This is a genomic window from Corallococcus sp. AB045 (assembly GCF_003668895.1).
GTDB lineage: Bacteria > Myxococcota > Myxococcia > Myxococcales > Myxococcaceae > Corallococcus > Corallococcus coralloides.
Genome location: NZ_RAWN01000100.1, coordinates 12,698 through 33,379 on the forward strand (window position 1 = coordinate 12,698; position 20,682 = coordinate 33,379).

Here is a 20,682-nt window from a genome sequence, read left to right on the forward strand (position 1 = left end):
TCTCTGACGCTGCGTCAGGGGCACTCGATCGCCACCTTCCTTCCATGGACGGGTTCGAGAACGCCTTCGCGCTGCTCCTGGACGGCAGCGGCGGTGCACGCTCGCTCACCCTGGCGGAGACGCGGAGCTGGCGGGCTTCGGATGGCATGCTCTGGGTCCACCTGCCTCCGGACCTGCCGGACCTGCCCCGTGTGCTGGAGGCCGTCTTCCACCTGCCTCCCCAGGTGCGTGATCCGCTCCTGGCCGACACGGGCCGCGTGCGCATCGACGTGCTCAATGAGAACGAGCTCGTCCTGCTGCTGCTGCATCCGGACTCCGCGCCCACCAACGTGTCGTCCCCGCGTCAGCTGCGCGCCTGGATGACGGCGGACCGCTGCGTCACCGTGGCGCCTCCGGCCCTGCCCGCCATCGTGACCGTCCGCGACCAGCTCACCCATGGCCGGGGGCCTCGTGGCTCGGACCTCTTCCTCGCCTTCGCCACCACCGCGCTCTCCACGACCGCGCTGCGCACCACCGAACTGGACGACACCCTGTCTGGCCTGGAGACCCGCTTCGAGGAGCGCCGCGAGGCCTCCGGCGACATACCGACGGACCTGCGCCGGCTGCGCCGCACCCTCGTGGAGCAGCGCCGCTTCGTCTCCCTGGTCCGCGACGCCATCCTGCGCGTCAGCCTGCTCACCGTGAAGTGGGTGCGCGCCCAGGAACTGGAGCTGCGCCAGATGGCCGAGCGGGCCAGCGGCGCCCTCAAGGAGATGGACGCCCTGGTGGAGCGAGCCCGCATCCTCCACGAGGACGTCAAGTCCCGGCAGGACGCCCGCAGCCAGCGCATCCTCTACATGCTCACCATCATCTCCGGCGTCTTCCTGCCCCTGTCCTTCATCACCGGCCTGCTGGGCGTCAACGTGGGCGGCATCCCAGGCAGGCACTGGCGTGGCTCATTCCTGCTGCTGGTGCTCGTGCTCGTCGTCCTCGCCGCCGCGGAGTGGCGCGCCCTGCGCCGCCGCGAACTCGTGTGACAGCAGGCACGGTCCCGCGTCAGAGGACATCCCCGTGCGACCCGCGTTCCGTGGCGACCGCCTCCACTTCCTCACCAGCTTCATCCCCGGGCGCGGCACAGGCAGGGGGAGGACTTGATGGCGGGAGTCCGAACGCGTTGCTTGCTGCTTGGACTCATGGGGGGCCTGTGCCGCGCCGTTTCCCCCTTCGCCAGACGTCGCCTCCTCTCCGACGGCCGGGCACAGCGGGCCCTCCTCCCGCGCCCTCCATGCCGCGTTGTGGAATGACTTCCGCGTTCCCAACCTCATGTCTGGGATTGCACCGGACAGGAGGCGCCCGTGATGCGACGCACGTGGAAGGGCCCGACCTGCCTGCCGTGGGCGCTGGCACTGCTGGCCGCCGTTCCCCTCCAGGCATTGGCGGCGGATCCGCTGCCGTCCTGGAGTGACGGTCCGGTGAAGCAGTCCATCCTCGACTTCGTCACCCGTGCCACCACCGAGGGCGGCCCTGGCTACATCCCCCCGGAGGAGCGCATCGCCACCTTCGACAACGACGGCACGCTCTGGCAGGAGCAGCCCGTCGTGCAGGGCGCCTTCCTGCTGGAGCAGGTCAAGGCGGCCGTGAAGGAGGACGCGTCGCTCGCGAAGCGGCAGCCCTTCAAGGCCGTGCTGGAAGGGGACGTGGCCCTGCTGTCGTCCATGGAGGAGCCCCAGTTGATGGAACGGGTCGCCGCCACCCTGGCGGGCAAGACGCAGGACGAGTTCGCCCGCGAGGCCCGCGCCTTCTTCCAGACCGCACGCCACCCGAAGCTGGGCGTGCCGTACACGCAGCTTGCCTACGCGCCCATGCTGGAGCTGCTCCAGTACCTGCGCGCCAATGGCTTCCAGACGTGGATCTCCTCGGGCGGCGGTGCCGACTTCATGCGCGTCGTCTCCGAGGACACCTACGGCATCCCACCCCAGCAGGTCATCGGCAGCCGCCTGAAAGAAAAGTTCGACGAAGGGAACGGCCACCCGGTGCTGCGGCGCGAGGCCCGCCTGGACCACCTCAACGACAAGGCCGGCAAGCCGGTGGGAATCGAGCAGCACATCGGGCGGCGGCCCGTGTTCGCGGCGGGCAATGTCCGGTCGGGCGGCGACATCCAGATGCTCCAGTACACGAAGGAGCAGCCCCGCCCCGGCTTCTCGTTGCTCATCAACCACGACGACGCGGAGCGCGAGTTCGCCTACCAGGAGAAGAACGACGCGTCCCTGAAGGCCGCGCGCGAGGGCGGCTGGACCGTGGTCAGCATGCGCCAGGACTGGAAGCACATCTTCCCGGAGGAGGGACGCTGATGGACGCCCTGCACGCCTTCATCAAGCTGATGATTTCGACCTTCATCCTCGCGCTCGGTCTGTCGCAGGGCCTGTCGTGGCGCCTGGCGGACCTGGGCCACGGCGTGAGGCAGCCGGCGTTCGCGCGAGGGCTGGGGGTGTGCCTCGTCGGCGTGCCGCTGCTGTCCCTCATCGTGGTGAAGGTGCTGCCCCTCGCCCCCGTCGCGGCGGGCGTCATCGCGCTGATGGCCTTCTGCCCGGGGCTGCCCATGGCGCTCAACGTCGTGTCGCAGCAGAAGGGCAACCTGTCGCTGGCCCTGGCGCTGTCCATCACCCTGTCGCTCATCGCCATCCTGTTGATGCCGCTGTCCTTGAACCTGTTGGAGCGGCTGTTCCCCGTGGCCATCCAGTCGCCGCCCTATGGAGTGCTCCTGGAGCGGGTCATCCTCCCGTTCCTCGTGCCCTTCGCGCTCGGCATCGGAATCCAGAAGGTGGCGCCCGCCTGGGCGCACCGGCTGCACAAGCCGGTGAAGCTCTACTTCAACGTCGCCGTGGCCATGGCCGCGCTGGCGCTGGTCGTGGCCAGCTTCCCGTTGTTGAAGCGCCTCCACGTCTGGGTGTTCATCGCGATGGGGGTGGTGACGCTGGGGTCCACGGCCCTGGGCCACATCGCCGGCCGGCCCCGGCCCGAGGACCGCACGGCGCTGGCCATCTCCGCCGTCTTCGGCAACCCCGCCTTCGCCCTCTGCCTGGGAGGCAGCACCTATCCCATGAAGAGCCTGCTGGGGGTCATGGGGCTGTACCTCTTCATCCGCACCTTGGCCATGCTGCCGTACCTGCTCTGGAACCAGCGCCACCAGGCGTCCGAGCGTGGCGGCGGGCCGTCCCTGCCGCCGGGCAGGCGGGCCTCCGCGGGCACGTGAGCCCTTCCCTGTCGTGAAGCCGATGCGCGCAACGCACCCGCGTGGGTGATGCCGTGAGGCCCGAGGGCCTCCACCCTTCCTTGCGTCCAGGAGGCCAGGAGCACGGGGGAAGGGCCATGAAGCGCACCGCGGTCACGGCCGTCCATGACCTGAGCCGGTTCCTCCCGGGCGTCGAGCAGGCGCGGACCTATGAGCGGCGGTGGCTGCGCGGGGACCTCCTGGCCGCGCTCACCGTGGGCACGATGCTCATTCCCCAGGGGCTGGCCTACGCGCAGATTGTCGGCGTGCGTCCCGTGGCGGGGCTGTACGCGGGCGTCTTCGCGATGCTGGCGTACGCGCTGTTCGGTCCGTCGCGCCACCTGCTGCTGGGGCCGGAGGCGGGCGCGGCCATCCTCACCGCGACGGCGCTGGGCCCGGTGGTGGCGGGCGGAGGACCGGAGCGGCTGGCGTCCCTGGCGGCGCTCCTCGCTTTGATGGTGGGCGGGGTGAGCCTCTTGGGCGGGCTGTGCCGCGCGGGGGCGCTGGCGGACTTCCTGTCGCGGCCCATCCTCATCGGCTACGTCAACGGCGCGGCGCTCATCATCATCGGCAGCCAATTGGCCCGGATGTTCGGGCTGGAGCGCAGGGCGAACCAGTTCGCGGGGCAGCTGCATGAGGTCGCGGCGAACGTGGGCCGCACGCACGTGCCCACGCTGCTGTTGGGGCTGGCCATCGTCGCGGCGCTGGTGGCCATGCGCAGCTTCCTGCCTCGGTGGCCCGCGCCGCTGGTGATGGTGGTGCTCACCACGCTGGTGACCTGGGCGTTCCAACTGGAGCACGGCGGCGTGAAGGTGGTGGGGCCCATCGCCGCGGCGGCGCCCGCCTTCGGCCTGCCCTCGTGGCGCTTCGAGGACGTGCGCACGCTCCTTCCGGCGGCCTTCAGCATCGCGCTGGTGAACTACGCCAGCTCCGTGCTCGCGGGCCGCATCTACGCGGACCGCTTCGGCTACCGGCTGGACACCCATCAGGAGTTCTTCGGCCAGGCGGCGGCCAACCTGCTCACCGGCCTCACCCAGGGCTTCCCGGTGACGGGCAGCGACTCACGCACGGCGGTCAACGTGTCCATGAAGGGACGCACGCAGCTGGTCGGTGTGGGCGCGGCCGGGGTGGTGCTGGTGTTCTCGCTGTTCCTCACGCCGCTGCTGGCGAAGCTGCCCCTGGTGACACTGGGGGCCATCGTCATCGTCGCGGCGGTGTACCTGCTGGAGGTGAAGCCCCTCCTCCGGCTCTGGCGCGTGCGGCCGGTGGAGGCGGTGCTCGCGGTGGTGACGACGCTGGGCGTGCTCTTCCTGGGCATCCTCCAGGGCATCCTCATCGCGGTGGCGCTGGCGCTGGTGGACCTCATCCGCCGCGCGGCGCACCCGCACGACGCCGTGCTGGGCGAGCGCGAGGGCATGCCCGGCTGGCACGACGTGGAGGGCCACGCGGACGCGGAGACGATTCCCGGCCTCGTCGTCTACCGCTTCGACGCGCCCCTCTTCTTCGCCAACGCCCGCTTCCTGCGCGAACAGGTGCGCCGGCTGGTGGCTGACTCGCGCCACCCGGTGCAGTGGTTCGTGCTGGACGCGTCCTCCGTGTTCGACCTGGACATCACCGCCGCGGAGAGCCTGGAGCAGGTGCGCCACGAGCTCACGGACGAAGGCCTCGTCTTCGCCGTGGCCCAGGCGCGCGCGCCGATGCGCCGGACGTTGAAGCGCTCGGGGCTGGCCGCGCGGATTGGCGAGGACCGGCTCTTTCCCACCGTGGGCGCGGCCGTTCGCGCCTACCTCGAATCGCGAGACGACGCGCGGACCGCCGTTGGCGGCGAGCCCGTCTCCTCGCCACAGGTGCACTGACGCCATGACGCCAATCCAATCCAGGGCCCGAGGTGGCGCCGTGACGGGCGCGGTGCTGGGACTGCTCGTGTCCGTGACGGCGCTGGCGCAGGACGCGCACTACACCACGCGGCAGTTCGGCAACCGGGCGTGGCTGCTGGGCGGCTCCTTCGTGGGCAACCCGAACGACATCAGCGCCGCCTATTACAACCCCGGCGCGCTCGCGCTCCTGGGCGCGCCGGAGTTGGAGCTGACCGGCAGCGTGTGGGAATACGTGCGCGTGAGCGTGAAGGACGGGCAGGGCACGGGGCAAGACCTGACCGACTCCAACGTGGACGTGCTGCCGTCGTTGATCGCCGGCTCGCTGCGCTTCGGGTTCCTGGGGAAGTCCCGGATGGCCTACTCGCTGCTCACGCGCCAGGGCTTCTCCTACAGTCTGCAGTCGCGAGGCACGCGGCTGGGCACGGACCTGGCCGGCGTGCAGGGCCTGGACCTGCTGTCCACGGACGTGCGCCTGGACCAGACCGTGAGCGAGTTCTGGACGGGCCTCTCCTGGGCCTACCCCGTCACGGAGCACCTGGGCCTGGGGCTGACGCCGTTCGTCGCGACCCGGCGTCAGGAGCTGCGCTTCCAGACGCTGGCGCAGGGCTCCGGTGCCGCCGGCCAGCAGCTGCTGGCGACGCTGGGCCGCGACCTGGAGTTCGACCACGTCCGGGTGTTGTTGAAGGTGGGCGCCAGCTACCAGCACGGCCCCTGGGCCGTGGGGCTCGCCGTGACGACGCCGAGCCTGGCGCTGTGGGGCCGGGGCTCGGTGGGGTACGAGCGCGCCGTCCAATCCCAGGGAGTGGACTCGAACGCTCCCGCGCCCGTGTTCAACTTCCAGGAGGACCTGCCGGCGCACTTCCGCAACTCCTGGTCCGCGGCGTTCGGGGTCAGCCGGAGCTTCGGCGAGTCGACCGCGGTGTACGCGTCCCTGGAGGGCTACGCACGCGTCTCGTCCCTCTCCCTGGTGGACGCCGAGCCCATCGTGCCGCGCGGCACCACCGAGACCATCAACGGCGGCTACGACTTCGCGCTCAAGCCCTTGCTGAACGGGGCGCTGGGCGTGGAGCAGGCGCTGGGGGAGCGGGTGCGGGTGTATCTGAGCGGTCACACGGACTTCAGCGCGTTGGATTCGACGCCGGGGACGAACGCGCTGCTCGGCGGCTGGGACCTGTACCACGTCGCCTCGGGCATCCACTTCTTGCTGGGCCGCTCACGCTTCACGCTGGGCGGCAACCTGGCGTGGGGAAGCAAGCAGACCGACCGCCTCGCGGAGACGTTCCAGCAACTGGGCCTGACCGCCCCCATGCGCACCCTGGACGTCCGCTACTTCCAGGCCACGCTGCTGATCGGCGCCAGCTTCTCGTTCAAGGACACGCAGGCCACCAGCGGCAAGGGCAGCGTGGACGAAGCCCCCAAGGCGGATTCCCCATGACGCGGGAGCACGGCGGCGCGGTGGACGAGGATGCTGCCTCCGCCTTCCTGCTAGAGCTGGCGAAGGCGCTGCACCTGGCCTACCAGCCGTCGCTGCTGGTGGAAGCGCGCGTGCGCCAGGTGGCGAAGGCGTGGGGAATGGACGTGCAGGTCTTCACGCTCCAGAGCCTGGCGATGACGGAGGTGGTGTCATCGCGGCGCCCGCACGTGGTCTTCGAGAGGCTGCCCTTCACCCCGCACTGGAATCTGGGCCGGGCCGCGGCGCTCCTCCGGCTGTCGGATGCCATCTCCGAAGGGCGCGTGCGACTGCCCGAGGCCCGCGCGGAGCTGGACCGCATCCTGACCCCGCACGCGCTGTATCCCGAGTGGCTCGTGTTCGTGGCCTACGGCGTCTACGGCGCGGCGGTGGCGGCGCGAGTGGGCGGGGCGTGGTGGGAGATGCTCGCGGCCTTCTTCGTGGGCCTCAGCGCGGGTGTCATCCACTTCGGCACGCTGAACTCGCATCGGGTGGACTTGCAGAAGAGCTTCCTCGCCGCGTTCCTGGGGACGCTGGTGGCGCTCGGGCTCACGCTCCTCCTGCCGCCCTTCAACGCCGTGCGGGCGCTGTTCGGCGGGGTGACGCTGCTGGTGCCCGCGATGGTGGTGACGCTGGGCTCGCTGGAGCTGGCCCTGGAGGCGGTGGAGGCGGGCCTGTCCCGGCTCATGTACGGCCTCTTGCGCTTCCTGATGCTGGGAGTGGGCATCGCGGCGGCGGGGACGCTCTGGCGCTTCGGCGGGCCGCTGCCGCCGCCCTTCGAGCAGCACGCGCTGCCGCTGCTCCTGACGTTCATCGTGGTGGCGGTGGGCGGGGTGGCGCTGTCGGTGTGCATGTCCGGGCGGCCGCGCGACGCGGCGTGGATTGTCGGCGGCGTGCTGCTCGCCTACGGGACGCAGGAGCTGACGAAGATGCTGTTCGGGGACCGGGGCAGCCCGCTGGTGTCCGCGTTCGTGCTGGGCGTGGCGGGGCTGCTCTACGGGCGCGGGAAGGAGCGGATGCCCATGACGGTCATCATGCCGGGGATGTTGCAGCTGGCGCCGGGCTTCATCGGCACGGAAGCCATCGTCGCGCTGCTCGGAGAGGGCACCGCGGGCGCGCAGGACCCGCGGCTGTTCAATGTGCTGCTGGTGGCGCTCCAGTTGGTGCTGGGGCTGATGTTCGCCACGGTCGTGGTGCCGCCGAGCGACCTCGTGGACCGCGGCTCGTCGGTTCCTCCCAGCGCCGGCAGCGCGTAGCGGCTACGGGCGCACGATGCAGCGGAACCCGATGTGGCTGGCGCCGCTGTCCACGGCCTGGGGCGAGCGCGCGGCGGGGCGGTAGCGGCGGCAGTAGTTGGGCGCGCACAGGTGGCTGCCTCCCTTGAGGACGCGGCGCGGGATGGTGATGGCGGGCGTGAAGGGGTCCTGGCTGCCCTTCGCGGTGGAGGGGCCGCGCGGGTTGACGGGGATGCAGCACGCCTTGCCTTTGTTGCCCTGGTGGCGCTCCTGGTACCAGTCGGCGGTCCATTCCCAGACGTTGCCGGCCATCTCATGCAGGCCGTAGCCATTGGGCGGGAAGGCGCCGACGGAGCAGGTGCCGTCGTGGCCGTCTTCGCGGAGGTTCTGCCACGGGAAGTAGCCCTGCCAGGTGTTGGCCAGGTGTTCGCCGTTCGGGGTGAGCTCATTGCCCCAGCAGAACTCGTTGCGGTCCAGTCCACCGCGAGCAGCGCGCTCCCACTCCGCCTCGGTGGGGAGCGTCATGCCGGCCCAGGTGGCAAAGGCCTCCGCGTCTTCATAGGCGATGTGGACGACGGGGTGGTCGCGGCGGTGTTTCACGGAGGAGCGGCGGCCTTCGGGGTGTTTCCAGCAGGCCTCGGGGACATAGCTCCACCAGTTGGCCACGTTGCCCAGGTCCACGGGGCCCTGGGCCTTTCGAAAGACGAGCGAGCCGGGGACGAGCGTCTCCGGTGTCGCGCCGGGGTAGTCCGCGGGATTGAGCGGGCGCTGGGCGACGGTGACGTAGCCGGTGGCTTCGACAAAGCGGGCGAACTGTTCGTTCGTCACGGTGAAGCGGTCCATCCAGAAGCCGGAGACGGTCACCTGATGGGCAGGGGCCTCTTCCGGATAGTGATGGTCGGAGCCCATCCAGTACGTGCCACCGGGAATCCAAACCATGTCCGGGAAGGGAGCACGGCCGGGGCGCGCGGCGGTGTCCGTGGGCTCCGCGTTGGCAGTGGCGTCGAGGCTGTCATTCCGGTGCATGGCTTGAAGTCCTCCAACGGAGAACATCCGGCCCGGTGGGCGGAATGACACTCGCACCCGGGAACAGGACGGGTGTCGGGCAGTGGAGGATTGGGCGCTCCACGGCCCGACGCCCCGGACGGCTAGTGGTGCGACTGCTGGAAGCGGTGGATGAAGTGCTCCACGTCATCGGCCAGGGACATGACCTGGTCGCTGATGCTGGGCTCCTCCTTCTTCTTGCGCGCCTCCTCCATCTGCTGTTTCACGCGCGCCTTCATCGGCCCGATGCTCAGGCTGCCCGGGGCCTGGCTGGGCAGGAACTCGATGAGGCTCTCCGCGAACTGCTTCACCAGCATCTGCGCGGGGACGAACGTGAACATGCGCTCGCCGTACCAGGATGTGTACAGGCCGGAGTGGGGCCCGTACTCGAACGGGTCCGAGCGCAGGTTGATGAGGTAGGGCCACGATGGGTTGAAGCGCTTGCCGCTGAACCACATGTCCGGGCCTTCGCCGTCCTGGTAGCTGAAGATGATCTTCCAGTCCTTGTACCGGACCGCCGCCAGGTCGCCGCTGTCGAGCACGTAGATGAACTCGTTCCGGCGGCCCTCCTCCGTACCGGCCAGGAGCCCGTTCTGGTCATACCCGTCCAGGTGGACCCGGAAGGTCTTGGGCCCCACCTTGTGGCCGTGCTTGCACTTCTCCACCAGGTCCGTGGGGCCGCCCGCCGCCGCCACCATCGTGGGCATCCAGTCCTCGTGCGCGAAGATGTCGTTGATGACGCGCCCCGGCTCCACCACGCCCGGCCAGCGCACCAGGCACGGCACCCGCACGCCGCCCTCCCACGTGGAGCCCTTCTCCCCGCGGAACGGGCTGTTGCCACCGTCCGGCCAGCCCATCTTCTCCACGCCGTTGTCGGTGGAGAAGACCACCAGGGTGTTGTCCGCGATGCCCAGCTCATCCAGCTTGGCCAGGAGCACCCCGACGATGTCATCCAGCTCCCGCATCGCGTCCGCGTAGAGGCCGTAGCCCGTGGCGTTCCGGTACTTCTCCTGGAGGAACGTCCAGACGTGCGTGCGCGTGGTGTTGTGCCAGAGGAAGAACGGCTTGCCGTCCTTCACGGCGCGATCCATGAAGTCCAGCGACCCCTTCAGGAACTCACCGTCCACCGTCTCCATGCGCTTCGTGGTGAGCGGACCGGTGTCCTCGATGCGCTGGCTGCCCACGATGCCCCAGCGCGGCTCCTCGGTGACGTCCTTGCGGTTCGTGGCCCAGCTGTGCAGCACGCCGCGAGGCCCGAAGTGGGCCTTGAAGGACGGGTCCTTGGGGTAGTCCGGGCACTCCGGCTCGTTCTCCGCGTTGAGGTGGTAGAGGTTGCCGAAGAACTCGTCAAAGCCGTGGTTGGTGGGCAGGTAGGGATTGGAGTCGCCCAGGTGGTTCTTGCCGAACTGGCCGCAGGTGTAGCCCAGCGGCTTGAGCATCTCCGCGATGGTGGGGTCGGAGTCCTGCAGGCCGTACTTCGCGCCGGGCATGCCAATGGTGGTGAGCCCCGTGCGAAGCGGGTTCATGCCAGTGATGAACGCCGCGCGGCCCGCGGTGCAGCTCTGCTGGCCGTAGCAGTCCGTCATCATCGCGCCTTGCTTCGCGATGCGGTCGATGTTGGGCGTGCGGTAGCCCATCATCCCCTGGTTGTAGGCGCTGATGTTCCAGAAGCCGATGTCATCTCCCCAGATGACCAGGATGTTGGGCTTCTGCTTCGTCTGCTTCCCATGTCCGTTGCCCGAGGGCTTTGCCTTGCTTGCCATGCGAGACCTCCTGGGCACGAGGTGTTCACAGAAGTCGGCCCGGGCATCGTTCCAGGAGGCAGAGGCAGGCGGGCACCCAGGAGGCAGCTCCAGGGCTCAGCGTGAGTCGCGTCCACCAATGGCGGGGAACCGCTCGTAGGCCCGCCGGAGTGCTTCGATGTGCTCGGGGTTGTCGTAATCGAGAGGGGCCTCCGTGAGCTGGACCACCCATCCGCCAGCAGGCGTGCGCCGTGAGTGAGACAGCAGCTCCGCGTCGCGAGCAGCGTCCGGGAAACCGATGGCCTGCGCGGCGGCTTCGGACCAGTAGTTCAGCCACCCGAGGTAATGCGGAATGGCTGGAGAGCGAAGGTGCCATGGCATTTCCAGCATGGGGAGTCCCCGGGGGGACAGCTTCGGCGCATTCGCGGAGCGACGCAGTTGCTCGGAGATCTCCACACCGAAGCTCCCCTGAGACGCATGCCCCCAGAACCCCCTCGCACTCTCTGCGATGCCCGCCAGCATGTTCGTGGCGTTCTCGATGATGCGCGCATCCAGTGGAAGACTCGCGTGGACGTCGAGCAACGGCCGAGCGCCAGGGGCATGGCTCGCTGGGGTTTCCAGCCCACTGACCGTTATCGGGTAGCTCTCGTCTCCGTTGCAGAGCAGCGGGAACTTCCGACGCTTCGCCGCCTCCGCGAGCCATGCGTCACGCTGTGGCAGTGCGATGGGGTGGCCTTCCTTGGAGATTCTCCACGCCATGCTCAAGCCGGCGAGTGCCTGTTCCATTCCGCGGGCAACCGCGAGCGAGCGGTCGTCATCTTGCGCAAATGCAGGAGCGTAGACCGTGAAGTGGAGCCGCGAGCGTGCCGTCATCGTTTACATCCAGTCACGACAATCTGAAGTGAGGACTCCCGGAGAAGCAGCGCTTCTTTATGCTCCGGGGTGCTTACTCCGACAACGAAGTTGTATCCGCAGGCGTTCGCGATGGTGCGCTCGTTTCGCATTTCCTCCGCTTGATCGTCAGCAACTTGGTTCTGAAGGTAGTCACTGTAGGTGTCGAACTGGTCGGTCTTGATCTCCCACAGCACGGGCACGCCGACCTGTAACGCATCGAAGTGCTTCCCATCCACGAGCGCATCCATGCCGGGAAACCGGTTCGGCGGGATGCGATCCGCGCACTTGTTGTGCTCGTCGTCTCCGCCTCTGTGCGGCACGGGGATGGGCTCGCAGCGGGAGGGGCGCCTGCGGTGCCTGGGCGGAAGTGGCGGGAGCAGGTCCTGGCCCGAGGGCTCTGGCTGCGGCTTTCGTTTCGCCACGGTCTCCCGAGGCGCGACCATCGTTCCCATCGTGGGCTTCACCTCCTCCGGATAGAGCTGGCGGAACTCATACGCGTCCAGCTCTTCCTTGATGGCGACGGCGACCACCACGATGCCGACGACAATCACCGCGCCCACGACGATTTCCGGCGCGGCCAGGACGCAAACCCCAATTCCCAGCGCCGCCGCGTCCGCGGAGGCCACGGTGCACTGTCCCGTCGTGTCGCGAAACCGGACCCGGTCGGTGTCCAGCGCTGTGAAGCACCGCTCCACCACCTCGGCCCAGGGGCGGGATGCTTCCTGGACGACGCACCGTCCCTCATCCGTCCAGGGCAGCTTCGCGGCCCGCTGAAGGTTGGTGATACGCGTGCTCCCGGCCGCGGAACCGCGCGGAGCCGGCGTTGACGACGCGCAAGCCGACAGAAGAAGCAGAAGCGCGATGGCGGCTCGACCCTGCATGGCCACGTTCTTTCGAGGAGGGGACCGTCGAAAAGTACCAGCCGAGCCCTTCAGTGCACGGGCCCCCGCGAGTCGTCATCGGCCGGTGGATGCGGCAGGCTCCGCAGCAGCTCACGCATACGCGTGTCCGCTTCATCCAGCCGGATGAGCAGGTACTCTCTGTGCCGCTCCTCGCCGTGCAGCAGCGCCCGCTTCGTCCACGCGCGAGCGCACCAGGTACAGGCCATCCACGCCTCCACGCACGTGCGGATGGACATTCTCCCGTCCCACCATCGCCAGCACGCCCGTGCGCTCCAGCAGCCGCAGCGTCGGCGCATGCACCCGGGCCAGTGACAACGTGATGCCCCGGTTCGACAGGTCCTCGTGCAGCCCGCCAGTATGTCGGCGCCCGGCACGTCCAGGTCATCCGTCAGCTCCATGTCTAGCAACACCTCGCGCACCGGCACCTTCGCGTCGGGCACTCGCTTCAGCACTTCGTCCCGCAGCGACGTGGCGTTGGCGAAGAACAGCCCTTCCTCCGGCCGGAAGACGTCCAGGCCGGGCAGGGTGATGGCGGAGGACTCACGCTGCGTGGCCGCCAGGTCCAGCGTCCCAGGCACTCGCCCCAGCTTCAGCACGCCCGCCAGCACCGCCACCGCGCACGTGAGCGCCACGAAGCGCGGCGTGCCCTGCTGCGCCATCGCGCCCACCGTGGCGGCGGAGAGCACCGACACGCTGGCGGACACCGTGATGATGAGCTGCCGAACAGCGCATCCAACGCCAGCGCCGCAGGGGTGGAGTACAGAGCCGCCTGCGGAGGCATCCCCGCGAGCCGCGCGTAGGCCATGCCCTCCGGGATGTGCGGCACGTCACCGTGAGCGCGCCCACCCAGGTCCTTCTTCAGGCGCGTCCCGTCATAGCCCCGCGGCGAAGCGACGACGGAGCTGGCGCAGGTGAGCCATGGGGTGCCCATGCGTACGAAATGGCCACCCGACCCGACAGGAGCATCGTCTCGTGGAGAGGGACGGCAGTGGCGCATCCGTCCAGTCACTCCGGCGACATGCGTCATGCATGATGGTGGTCATGCCTGCCGGACTGGCGCGAGGCTGCCGCGCATGATCACCGTCAGTGCATTCAAGTGGGTGCCGCCGTTCGCGCAGGGCGTGGTTCGTGACCTCCGGGTGCGGTGGGCGCTGGAGGAGGCGGGCCTGCCCTACGAGGCGCGGCTCATCGACCCCCAGGTTCAGAAGTCCGCGGACTACCGCGCGCAGCAGCCCTTCGGGCAGGTGCCGGTGTTCCAGGAGGACGGCCTGACGCTCTTCGAGTCGGGCGCCATCGTGGTCCACATCGCATTGAAGAGCGAAGTGCTCTTCCCCAAGGATGAGGCGGGCCGGGCGCGCGCTCTCACGTGGGTGTTCGCGGCGTTGAACTCGCTGGAGATCTACGTCCAGCAGCTCGCGGAGATCGACCTGTTCTCGCCGGATGCCCAGTGGGCGAAGCTCCACCGGCCCGACGTGGAGAAGCAGATCCACCACCGCCTGGGTGAGCTGGCCACGTGGCTGGGAGACCGCGAGTACCTGGAGGGTCGCTTCACCGCGGGCGACCTGATGATGACCACGGTGCTGCGCATCCTGCGGCACACCGACGTGCTCGACGCGCATCCCACGCTCAAGGCCTACAAGGAACGCTGCGAGGCGCGGCCCGCGTTCCAGCGCGCGCTGGCCGCGCAGATGGAAGTCTTCAAGCAGCACGAGCGGCGCGAGGCCTGACGCGCGGGGCATGACGCGGTGTGTCCGGGAGGGGGATTTCGCGCTATCCTGCGTTTCCCCTCCCAGGAGCGTCCCCCATGCCCCGTGGCATCTTCAAAGCAGGCTCTGGCCCCTCGCTGCCGCCGAAGCGCAAGCACGACGACCTCACCTCGCCCATCCGCAAGCCGGTGGCGGAGGGGCCCCAGGCGAAGAAGCAGCGGACCCAGGAGACGCTGCCGCAGCAGCAGGTGCAGAAGCCGCCCACGGACCCCTCCATGCACGCCGCCTACGACAAGATGGCGCATGAGGAGATGCTGAAGAATCCGAAGTACGCGGCGCTGGCGAATGACGCCTCGCAGGCGTCCGATGGCAAGACCCTCAATGTCGTCACCAAGGACCAGGTCCAGGGCGGCATGTTCTACGCGGGCCCGAAGCAGATTGGCCTGCGGCCGGACCTCACGGGCCCCAAGCGCGCTGGCGTCATGGCCTTCGAGATGACGAACGCCGCCCAGCAGAAGAAGTTCAGCAAGGTCACGGGCGACGCCTTCCAGAACGAGGTCAACGCGGCGCTGGGCAAGCAGCACGTGGGCGGCGACATGCCCGCCCGGCGGGAGAACTTCGCCAAGAGCATGGAGCGCATCGAGTACGACGGCATCAAGCGCCACCATGAGGTGATGAAGGACGGCATCCAGAACCAGGGCTGGCCCAAGGAGATGGACCGGTTCGGCAAGCGGCTGGAGGGCGCGGACCCCAGCTTCGACAGCTACTGGGCGCGCCAGAACGTCCCGGACGCGAAGACGGGCAAGAGCCACTCGGACGTCTACCGCACGCAGTTCGACAACATCCACGCCAAGGCCAATGAGCTCGTGGCGAAGAGCAAGCAGCAGCAGGGCATTCCGTAGGTCCCTGGCCTCGCGCGCCGCTTCGCGCTAGGGAGGGAGTCATGTCCTCCGCCCTCCAGACCCGTCCCCGGAGTGAGCTTGCCTCCGGGCGCTTCGGCCAGACCCGCTACATGCTCCGCCGGAAGTTCTTCAAGATCTTCGGCGGCGCATTCCACATCTACGACGAGGCGGGCAACGTCGCCTTCTACTCGAAGATGAAGGCCTTCAAGCTGAAGGAGGACCTGCGCGTCTACAGCGGGGAAGACATGCAGGAGGAGCTGATCACCATCCAGGCCCGCAGCATCCTGGACTTCGGCGCCACCTACGACGTCACCGACGCGGCGACGGGAGAGCGCGTGGGCGCGCTGCGCCGCAAGGCCCTGAGCTCCATCCTGCGCGACACCTGGCTCATCCTGGACGCGGACGGGCAGGAGGTGGGCAAGGTGGAGGAGGACAGCATGCTGCTGGCGCTCGTGCGGCGCTTCCTCACCAACCTCATCCCGCAGACCTTCACCGGGACCCTGGGCAGCGAGCAGGTGTTCAGCTTCCGGCAGCACTTCAACCCGTTCATCCAGAAGATCGACCTGGACTTCTCCGTGGACACGCAGCGCCGGCTGGATCGGCGTCTGGGCATCGCCGCCGCGGTGCTCCTGTGCGCGATTGAAGGCCGTCAGTCCGGCGGCGGGTGAAGACGCCGCGTCGCGCATTCCCTGCGCCAGCGGTCTTCAGCGCACGCTGGCCCAGAAGGGCTTGAGCGCTTCGCGGCTCGTCGCCAGCGCCGCCCGCGCGTCCGCGTTCACGGTGCCGGACGCGAAGCTGTCATCGCGCCCCGCCAGCACCTCGATGCACGCGTGCACGGAGTTCGACAGCCCCTCCAGCGAGTAGCCACCCTCCAGCACCAGCGCCAGCTTCCCGCCAGAGACCTCCTCCGCCAGCTTGCGCACGGCGGTGCACATCGCCGCGAAGCCGCGCTCGGTGACGTCCATGCCGCCAATCGGATCCGCGCGGTGCGGGTCGAACCCCGCGGACACCAGCATCAGGTCCGGCCGGTACGCCTGGGCCACGGGGAGCAGCAGCTCTTCGAAGATCATCCCGTAGTCCGCGTCCGTGTTGCCGCCCGGCAGGCCGCAGTTGACCGTGAAGCCCTGGCCCTCTCCGCGCCCCACCTCCGGCGCCGCGCCGCTGCCCGGGTAGTAGGGGAACTGGTGCACCGACTGATAGAGCACGTCCCTGCGCCCCCAGAACGCCGCCTGCGTGCCGTTGCCGTGGTGCACGTCCCAATCCAGCACCAGCACTCGCTCGGCTCCCAGCCGCCGCCCGGCCTCCGCCGCGATGGCGACGTTGTTGTAGAGGCAGAAGCCCATCGCCCGGTCCGGCTCCGCGTGGTGGCCGGGCGGACGCACCAGCGCGAACGCGTTCTTCGCCGTCCCCGCCATCACCGCCTCCACGGCCTGCACCGCCGCGCCCGCCGCCAGCCTCGCCGCGTCGATGCTGTCCGGCGACACCGCCGTGTCCTCGTCGATGCGCTCGAAGCGGCCTCCCAGCTTCTCCATCGCGTCCAGGTGTGCCGGGGTGTGCACCGCCAGGATCTCCGCGTCCGTGGCGGAGCGGGGATGGCTCATCACCGTGCCCGCGACGGGGTTTCGCGCCAGCATCTGGAGGATGCGCCGCAAGCGGGCGGGCGACTCGGGGTGGCCCTCGCCGGCGTCGTGCTGGAGGAAGAGCGGGTCGGTGAGCAGCAGCGTCGCGGTCATCTCCTGGACCTTACGCATCCTGCTCCCGGGAACCCAGCGTCCGTCCCTGGCAGGCGGGGAAGTCCGTTCCTTGCCCTGGATGGGCCACCCTCCCTACAGTGCGCGGGCCTTGCCACGTCGCCTCAAGAAACCCGGTCTCCGGGGCATCCTCCTGGGTTCGTTCGGCCTCGCGCTGGCCGTCATCCTGGGGACGCTCTACTTCGTCGTTCCCCGCCAGGTGGGCAACCACCTGAGGGAGCGCCTGGCGCTGCACGCCCATAACAAGGCCAAGGAGGTCATTGCCCTGGTCGACAGGCAGTCGGGCACCCAGCCAGTGCCCAACCTGGAAGGGCTCTACCGCCTGGATGACGACTTCAGCGTCGTGGCGGTGCTGGATGCCCAGGGCGTGCCCCGCGCCACCTTCCCCGCGTCGCCGCCCACCTGGTTCACGAAGGGCCTGGAGGACCGCCTCCAGCAGCGTCCCCTTCCTCCTCTGGAGCAGATGGAGTTCGCCAACGACGCCTGGGCGGTGTCCGACCCGGTGACACTCGCGGGCGGAGTGCCCGGCGAGGTCGTCGTGGTGGTGGACGGGGCCCGGCTGGAGGGAGTGCTCACGGCCCTGCGCCACACGGTGCTGCTGGCCTTCCTCGTGGGCCTGGTGCTCTTCCTCCTGGTGGCGTTCCTCATCTCGCGCGCGTTCATCCTCCACCCGCTGGACGCGATGATGACCATGGCGCGCAAGCTGGCGGAGGCCGACCTCACCGGCCGCGCGGAGGTGCGCAACAACAAGGACGAGCTGGGCCAGCTGGCGGAAGCCCTCAACCGCATGGCCCAGTCCTGGCGCGACACGCTGGGCCGCGTGCGCGGCGTGTCCGACGTGGTGGCCGGCGTCATCGAGCAGATCCACCGCACCGGCACCACCGTGTCCTCCGGCGCGGGCACCGTGCAGTCGCGCGTGGAGGAGACGTCCTCCTCCATGGTGGAGATGATGGCCTCCCTGCGCGGCATCGCGGAGAACGTGGAGGTCCTCTACCAGAGCGCGGAGGAGAGCAGTTCCTCCATCATGGAGATGGCCGCCACCAACGACGAGGTGGCGGAGAACGTCCAGGCCATGGCCGCCAGCGTGGAGGAGACCACCAGCGCCATCGAGCAGATGACGTACTCCATCAAGGAGGTGGCCAAGAACATCGAGGACCTCTCCGCGTCCACGGAGGACACCTCCTCCGCCATCAGTGAGATGGACGCCGCCATCGGTCAGGTCGACGCCAACGCCAACGAGACGGCCCGCCTGTCCGAACAGGTCTTCGAGGACGCGCAGACGGGCGTGGAGGCCCTGCGCAAGACGCTCTCCGGCATCGACCGCATCAAGGACACCAGCCGCACCGCCGCGGGCGTCATCGACAGCCTGGGCCGACGCATCAGCGAGATTGGCAACATCCTCAACGTCATCGACGACGTGGCGGAGCAGACGAACCTGCTGGCCCTCAACGCCGCCATCATCGCCGCGCAGGCGGGCGAGCACGGCAAGGGCTTCGCGGTGGTGGCGGAGGAGATCAAGGACCTGGCTGAGCGCACCGGCGCGTCCACCAAGGAGATCGCCGAGCTCATCCGCGGCGTGCAGGAGGAGAGCCGCAACGCCGTGGTGGTGATGAACCAGGGCGTCAAGAGCGTGGAGGAGGGCGTGCTGCTGGGCCGCGAGGCGGAAGGCGCCCTCAGGAAGATCAACGACAGCACCCAGAAGTCCACGCAGATGGTGAAGGCCATTGCCCGCGCCACGGTGGAGCAGGCGCGCGGCAGCAAGCAGGTCACGGCCGCCATCCACCGCATCTCCGCCACCGTGTCGATGATCTCCCAGGCCTCCAACGAGCAGGCCCGGGGCGGCGAGCAGATCATGAAGAGCGCGGAGCGGATGAAGACGCTCACCCAGCACGTGCAGCGCTCCAGCCAGGAGCAGGCGCACGGCAGCAAGCAGATCACCCGCTCCATCGAAAGCATCAACGAGATGGTCACCCACCTGAACCGCGCCCAGAAGGAGCAGACCAAGGGCAGCGAACAGGTCCTCAAGGCCGTGGAGACCATCAAGGGCGTGTCCGAGCACCAGACGCGCTCGGTGCGCCAGCTGGAGGAGGCCATCGACAACCTCACGCGCCAGGCCGAAATCCTCCGCGCCGAGGTGCGCCGCTTCCGCGTCTGACGCACCAGCCGTTCCCCGTTGAAGGCCTCCATGCCCGAGTCGTCCGAGTCCGCCTCCCCCCGTCCCGTGTCCGAGCGCGCCGTGGTGCTGCTCATCGGCGCGGTGCAGTTCGTCAACATCCTCGACTTCGTGATGGTGATGCCGCTGGGCCCGGACTTCGCGAAGGGGCTGGGCATCGAGTCCTCGCACATCGGGACCATTGGCGGCAGCTACACCGCCGCCGCGAGCGTGGCGGGACTGCTGGGCGGCTACTTCCTGGACCGCTTCGACCGGCGCAAGGCGCTGGCCGTGTGCATGCTGGGGCTCGTGGCGGCCACCGCGGCGGGGGGACTCGCGGTGGGGCTGTCCACGCTGCTGCTGGCGCGGGTGTTCGCGGGGCTCTTCGGCGGACCGGCGACGGCGCTGTCCCTGTCCATCATCGCGGACCTCATCCCGGTGGAGCGCCGGGGCCGGGCGCTGGGCGCGGTGATGGCGTCCTTCTCCGTGGCCTCCGTGCTGGGCGTGCCCCTGGCCTTGAAGGTCGCGGAGCTGGGGAGCTGGCGGACGCCCTTCTTCGTGGTGGCGGCGCTGGGGCTGGTGTTGGTGGTGGCCGCGCTCGGGCTCCTGCCGCCCGTGCGTGGGCACCTCAAGCCCGGCGGCAGCGCGACCCGGGCCCCGGGCGTGGCGCAGCTCCTGGGCAACACCGACGTCCAGCTGTCCTACCTGATGACGGCGCTGGTGATGATGAGCGGCTTCATCGTCATCCCCAACATCTCCGCCTACCTCCAGCAGAACCTGGGCTACCCGCGCGAGAGTCTGTGGATCCTCTACGCCGCGGGCGGCATCGTGAGCTTCTTCACGCTGCGGCTGACGGGGCCGCTGGTGGACCGCCTCGGCTCCTTCCGCATCGGCACGGTGGGCGTGGTGCTGGCGGCCCTCACCACGTACGTGGGCTTCATCCACTACCCCGCGTGGCTGCCCATCCCCCTGCTGTTCATGGTCTTCATGCTGGCCATGGGCGTGCGCAACGTGGCGTACAACACGCTCACCTCGCGCGTGCCGGACAACCCGGTGCGCGCCCGCTTCATGTCGCTGCAGTCCGCGACCCAGCACATGGCCTCCGCGGTGGGGGCCTTCCTGTCGTCGCGCCTGCTGGTGGACCTGCCGGACGGGACGCTCGGCGGCATGGACACCATCGCCTGGGTGTCCATCGGGCTGGCGGCGGGTGTGCCCGTCATGTTGCGGGTGGTGGAGGGGCGGGTGCGCTCGCGCGAACAGGCCCGGGCCCTGGCGGTACCCCCGGCCCAGGGGATGGCCGCGCCGCTGTCACCCGAGGCCCACTCCCACGGCTGATGGGGCAATGTGCCCCAGGGGAGCATGGGAGTGGGGCGGGGAGCCCGGCCGCCCGCCTCCCGGACACGAGGCCAGACGGACGCTGGACGGTTGCTGACGGTTGCGCGGGCCGCCTGTGGGCGCGATAACCCCTGGACGTCCCCTCCAAGGGGATGACGACCACCCATGTTCAACATCGGCGCAGGCGAAATGGTGTTCATCCTGGTGGCCGCGCTGATCGTGCTCGGCCCCCAGCGGCTGCCTGAGCTGGCGCGGGCCATCGGCAAGTTCATGCGCGAGTTCCGCCGGCAGACGGACGACGTGCGCAACGTGGTGGAGCGCGAGTTCTACGCCATGGACGAGGACTTCAACCGCATGCCCCCGACGCGCCCGGGCACGCGCGTGCCCGGGCGCGTCGGGGGCATGCGGTTGAAGTCCTCGTCCATGGCGTAGAACTCGCGCT

At 69.3% G+C, this 20,682-nt stretch carries 18 protein-coding genes and 1 pseudogene; 12 read left to right on the forward strand and 7 right to left on the reverse strand.

The annotated features are described in order from the left end of the window. Positions 1-44 precede the first annotated feature (44 nt). From D7Y21_RS22925 to D7Y21_RS22950, 6 genes are all read left to right on the forward strand, one after another. The gene (locus D7Y21_RS22925) at positions 45-1,016 is read left to right on the forward strand and encodes a CorA family divalent cation transporter (RefSeq protein ID WP_120567625.1); all 972 of its coding nucleotides are present in this window, start codon (positions 45-47) and stop codon (positions 1,014-1,016) included. 321 nt (positions 1,017-1,337) lie between these two features. Next, positions 1,338-2,330, forward strand: coding sequence for an HAD family phosphatase (locus D7Y21_RS22930; RefSeq protein WP_121715694.1), 993 nt, complete (start codon positions 1,338-1,340; stop codon positions 2,328-2,330). After that, on the forward strand, positions 2,330-3,232 hold the full coding sequence (locus tag D7Y21_RS22935) for a bile acid:sodium symporter (protein WP_120567623.1): 903 nt from the start codon (positions 2,330-2,332) through the stop codon (positions 3,230-3,232). The genes D7Y21_RS22930 and D7Y21_RS22935 overlap by 1 nt, the downstream gene beginning before the upstream one ends. Positions 3,233-3,348: 116 nt before the next feature. Then, positions 3,349-5,106: a SulP family inorganic anion transporter gene (locus tag D7Y21_RS22940; RefSeq protein WP_121715696.1), complete on the forward strand. Its 1,758-nt coding sequence runs from the start codon at positions 3,349-3,351 to the stop codon at positions 5,104-5,106. A 4-nt stretch (positions 5,107-5,110) separates the two neighbouring features. After that, positions 5,111-6,562 (forward strand): hypothetical protein, encoded by a 1,452-nt coding sequence (locus D7Y21_RS22945; RefSeq protein ID WP_147469353.1) that lies wholly within the window; start codon positions 5,111-5,113, stop codon positions 6,560-6,562. After that, positions 6,559-7,833, forward strand: coding sequence for a threonine/serine exporter ThrE family protein (locus D7Y21_RS22950; protein ID WP_121715699.1), 1,275 nt, complete (start codon positions 6,559-6,561; stop codon positions 7,831-7,833). Before D7Y21_RS22945 ends, D7Y21_RS22950 begins: the two co-directional genes overlap by 4 nt. Before the next feature lie 3 nt (positions 7,834-7,836). On the opposite strand, the gene D7Y21_RS22955 is transcribed toward D7Y21_RS22950, so the two are convergent. The 6 genes from D7Y21_RS22955 to D7Y21_RS43680 all read right to left on the reverse strand — a co-directional run bounded on the left by D7Y21_RS22955 (position 7,837) and on the right by D7Y21_RS43680 (position 13,421). After that, positions 7,837-8,838, reverse strand: a complete 1,002-nt coding sequence (locus D7Y21_RS22955; protein ID WP_121715701.1) for a formylglycine-generating enzyme family protein — start codon at positions 8,836-8,838, stop codon at positions 7,837-7,839. A 122-nt stretch (positions 8,839-8,960) separates the two neighbouring features. Continuing rightward, positions 8,961-10,619: an arylsulfatase gene (locus tag D7Y21_RS22960; protein WP_120567618.1), complete on the reverse strand. Its 1,659-nt coding sequence runs from the start codon at positions 10,617-10,619 to the stop codon at positions 8,961-8,963. 96 nt (positions 10,620-10,715) lie between these two features. Beyond that, a complete protein-coding gene (locus D7Y21_RS22965; protein ID WP_121715703.1) occupies positions 10,716-11,471 on the reverse strand; it encodes a DUF5953 family protein in 756 nt (251 codons plus the stop codon). Beyond that, the gene (locus tag D7Y21_RS22970) at positions 11,468-12,373 is read right to left on the reverse strand and encodes a DUF6310 domain-containing protein (protein WP_121715705.1); all 906 of its coding nucleotides are present in this window, start codon (positions 12,371-12,373) and stop codon (positions 11,468-11,470) included. The genes D7Y21_RS22965 and D7Y21_RS22970 overlap by 4 nt, the downstream gene beginning before the upstream one ends. A gap of 50 nt (positions 12,374-12,423) precedes the next feature. After that, positions 12,424-13,086 carry a sodium-independent anion transporter gene (locus D7Y21_RS22975; RefSeq protein ID WP_158627335.1) on the reverse strand — a complete coding sequence of 221 codons (663 nt, stop codon included), beginning with the start codon at positions 13,084-13,086 and terminating at the stop codon, positions 12,424-12,426. Further along, a complete protein-coding gene (locus D7Y21_RS43680; RefSeq protein ID WP_121715709.1) occupies positions 12,984-13,421 on the reverse strand; it encodes a SulP family inorganic anion transporter in 438 nt (145 codons plus the stop codon). The genes D7Y21_RS22975 and D7Y21_RS43680 overlap by 103 nt, the downstream gene beginning before the upstream one ends. Before the next feature lie 46 nt (positions 13,422-13,467). Here D7Y21_RS43680 and D7Y21_RS22985 point away from each other — a divergent pair, with 46 nt between their 5' ends. The 3 genes from D7Y21_RS22985 (at position 13,468) to D7Y21_RS22995 (ending at position 15,670) form a co-directional block, all read left to right on the forward strand. Further along, positions 13,468-14,121: a glutathione S-transferase family protein gene (locus D7Y21_RS22985; protein WP_121715711.1), complete on the forward strand. Its 654-nt coding sequence runs from the start codon at positions 13,468-13,470 to the stop codon at positions 14,119-14,121. A 77-nt stretch (positions 14,122-14,198) separates the two neighbouring features. Then, positions 14,199-15,002 carry a hypothetical protein gene (locus D7Y21_RS22990; RefSeq protein WP_121715713.1) on the forward strand — a complete coding sequence of 268 codons (804 nt, stop codon included), beginning with the start codon at positions 14,199-14,201 and terminating at the stop codon, positions 15,000-15,002. Between the two features lie 41 nt (positions 15,003-15,043). Further along, positions 15,044-15,670: a hypothetical protein gene (locus D7Y21_RS22995; RefSeq protein WP_121715716.1), complete on the forward strand. Its 627-nt coding sequence runs from the start codon at positions 15,044-15,046 to the stop codon at positions 15,668-15,670. A 36-nt stretch (positions 15,671-15,706) separates the two neighbouring features. Here the strand turns inward: D7Y21_RS22995 and D7Y21_RS23000 are convergent, their stop codons facing one another. Next, positions 15,707-16,753, reverse strand: a complete 1,047-nt coding sequence (locus D7Y21_RS23000; protein ID WP_120567610.1) for a histone deacetylase — start codon at positions 16,751-16,753, stop codon at positions 15,707-15,709. 91 nt (positions 16,754-16,844) lie between these two features. Here D7Y21_RS23000 and D7Y21_RS23005 point away from each other — a divergent pair, with 91 nt between their 5' ends. The 3 genes and pseudogenes from D7Y21_RS23005 to tatB form a co-directional block, all read left to right on the forward strand. Then, positions 16,845-18,908, forward strand: a complete 2,064-nt coding sequence (locus D7Y21_RS23005) for a HAMP domain-containing methyl-accepting chemotaxis protein (RefSeq protein WP_121715718.1) — start codon at positions 16,845-16,847, stop codon at positions 18,906-18,908. Positions 18,909-18,938: 30 nt separating this feature from the next. After that, positions 18,939-20,240, forward strand: coding sequence for an MFS transporter (locus tag D7Y21_RS23010; protein ID WP_121715720.1), 1,302 nt, complete (start codon positions 18,939-18,941; stop codon positions 20,238-20,240). A 165-nt stretch (positions 20,241-20,405) separates the two neighbouring features. After that, positions 20,406-20,627 (forward strand): annotated as a pseudogene (gene tatB / locus D7Y21_RS23015) (Sec-independent protein translocase protein TatB); the annotation flags it as partial. Between the last annotated feature and the right edge of the window lie 55 nt (positions 20,628-20,682).

What these genes read in the sequence shown, in the direction of transcription:
- D7Y21_RS22925 (WP_120567625.1), top strand. Translation starts at nt 45, where the DNA reads ATGGACGGGTTCGAGAACGCCTTCGCGCTGCTCCTGGACGGCAGCGGC.
- D7Y21_RS22930 (WP_121715694.1), top strand. Translation starts at nt 1,338, where the DNA reads ATGCGACGCACGTGGAAGGGCCCGACCTGCCTGCCGTGGGCGCTGGCA.
- D7Y21_RS22935 (WP_120567623.1), top strand. Translation starts at nt 2,330, where the DNA reads ATGGACGCCCTGCACGCCTTCATCAAGCTGATGATTTCGACCTTCATC.
- D7Y21_RS22940 (WP_121715696.1), top strand. Translation starts at nt 3,349, where the DNA reads ATGAAGCGCACCGCGGTCACGGCCGTCCATGACCTGAGCCGGTTCCTC.
- D7Y21_RS22945 (WP_147469353.1), top strand. Translation starts at nt 5,111, where the DNA reads ATGACGCCAATCCAATCCAGGGCCCGAGGTGGCGCCGTGACGGGCGCG.
- D7Y21_RS22950 (WP_121715699.1), top strand. Translation starts at nt 6,559, where the DNA reads ATGACGCGGGAGCACGGCGGCGCGGTGGACGAGGATGCTGCCTCCGCC.
- D7Y21_RS22955 (WP_121715701.1), bottom strand. Translation starts at nt 8,838, where the DNA reads ATGCACCGGAATGACAGCCTCGACGCCACTGCCAACGCGGAGCCCACG.
- D7Y21_RS22960 (WP_120567618.1), bottom strand. Translation starts at nt 10,619, where the DNA reads ATGGCAAGCAAGGCAAAGCCCTCGGGCAACGGACATGGGAAGCAGACG.
- D7Y21_RS22965 (WP_121715703.1), bottom strand. Translation starts at nt 11,471, where the DNA reads ATGACGGCACGCTCGCGGCTCCACTTCACGGTCTACGCTCCTGCATTT.
- D7Y21_RS22970 (WP_121715705.1), bottom strand. Translation starts at nt 12,373, where the DNA reads ATGCAGGGTCGAGCCGCCATCGCGCTTCTGCTTCTTCTGTCGGCTTGC.
- D7Y21_RS43680 (WP_121715709.1), bottom strand. Translation starts at nt 13,421, where the DNA reads ATGACGCATGTCGCCGGAGTGACTGGACGGATGCGCCACTGCCGTCCC.
- D7Y21_RS22985 (WP_121715711.1), top strand. Translation starts at nt 13,468, where the DNA reads ATGATCACCGTCAGTGCATTCAAGTGGGTGCCGCCGTTCGCGCAGGGC.
- D7Y21_RS22990 (WP_121715713.1), top strand. Translation starts at nt 14,199, where the DNA reads ATGCCCCGTGGCATCTTCAAAGCAGGCTCTGGCCCCTCGCTGCCGCCG.
- D7Y21_RS22995 (WP_121715716.1), top strand. Translation starts at nt 15,044, where the DNA reads ATGTCCTCCGCCCTCCAGACCCGTCCCCGGAGTGAGCTTGCCTCCGGG.
- D7Y21_RS23000 (WP_120567610.1), bottom strand. Translation starts at nt 16,753, where the DNA reads ATGCGTAAGGTCCAGGAGATGACCGCGACGCTGCTGCTCACCGACCCG.
- D7Y21_RS23010 (WP_121715720.1), top strand. Translation starts at nt 18,939, where the DNA reads ATGCCCGAGTCGTCCGAGTCCGCCTCCCCCCGTCCCGTGTCCGAGCGC.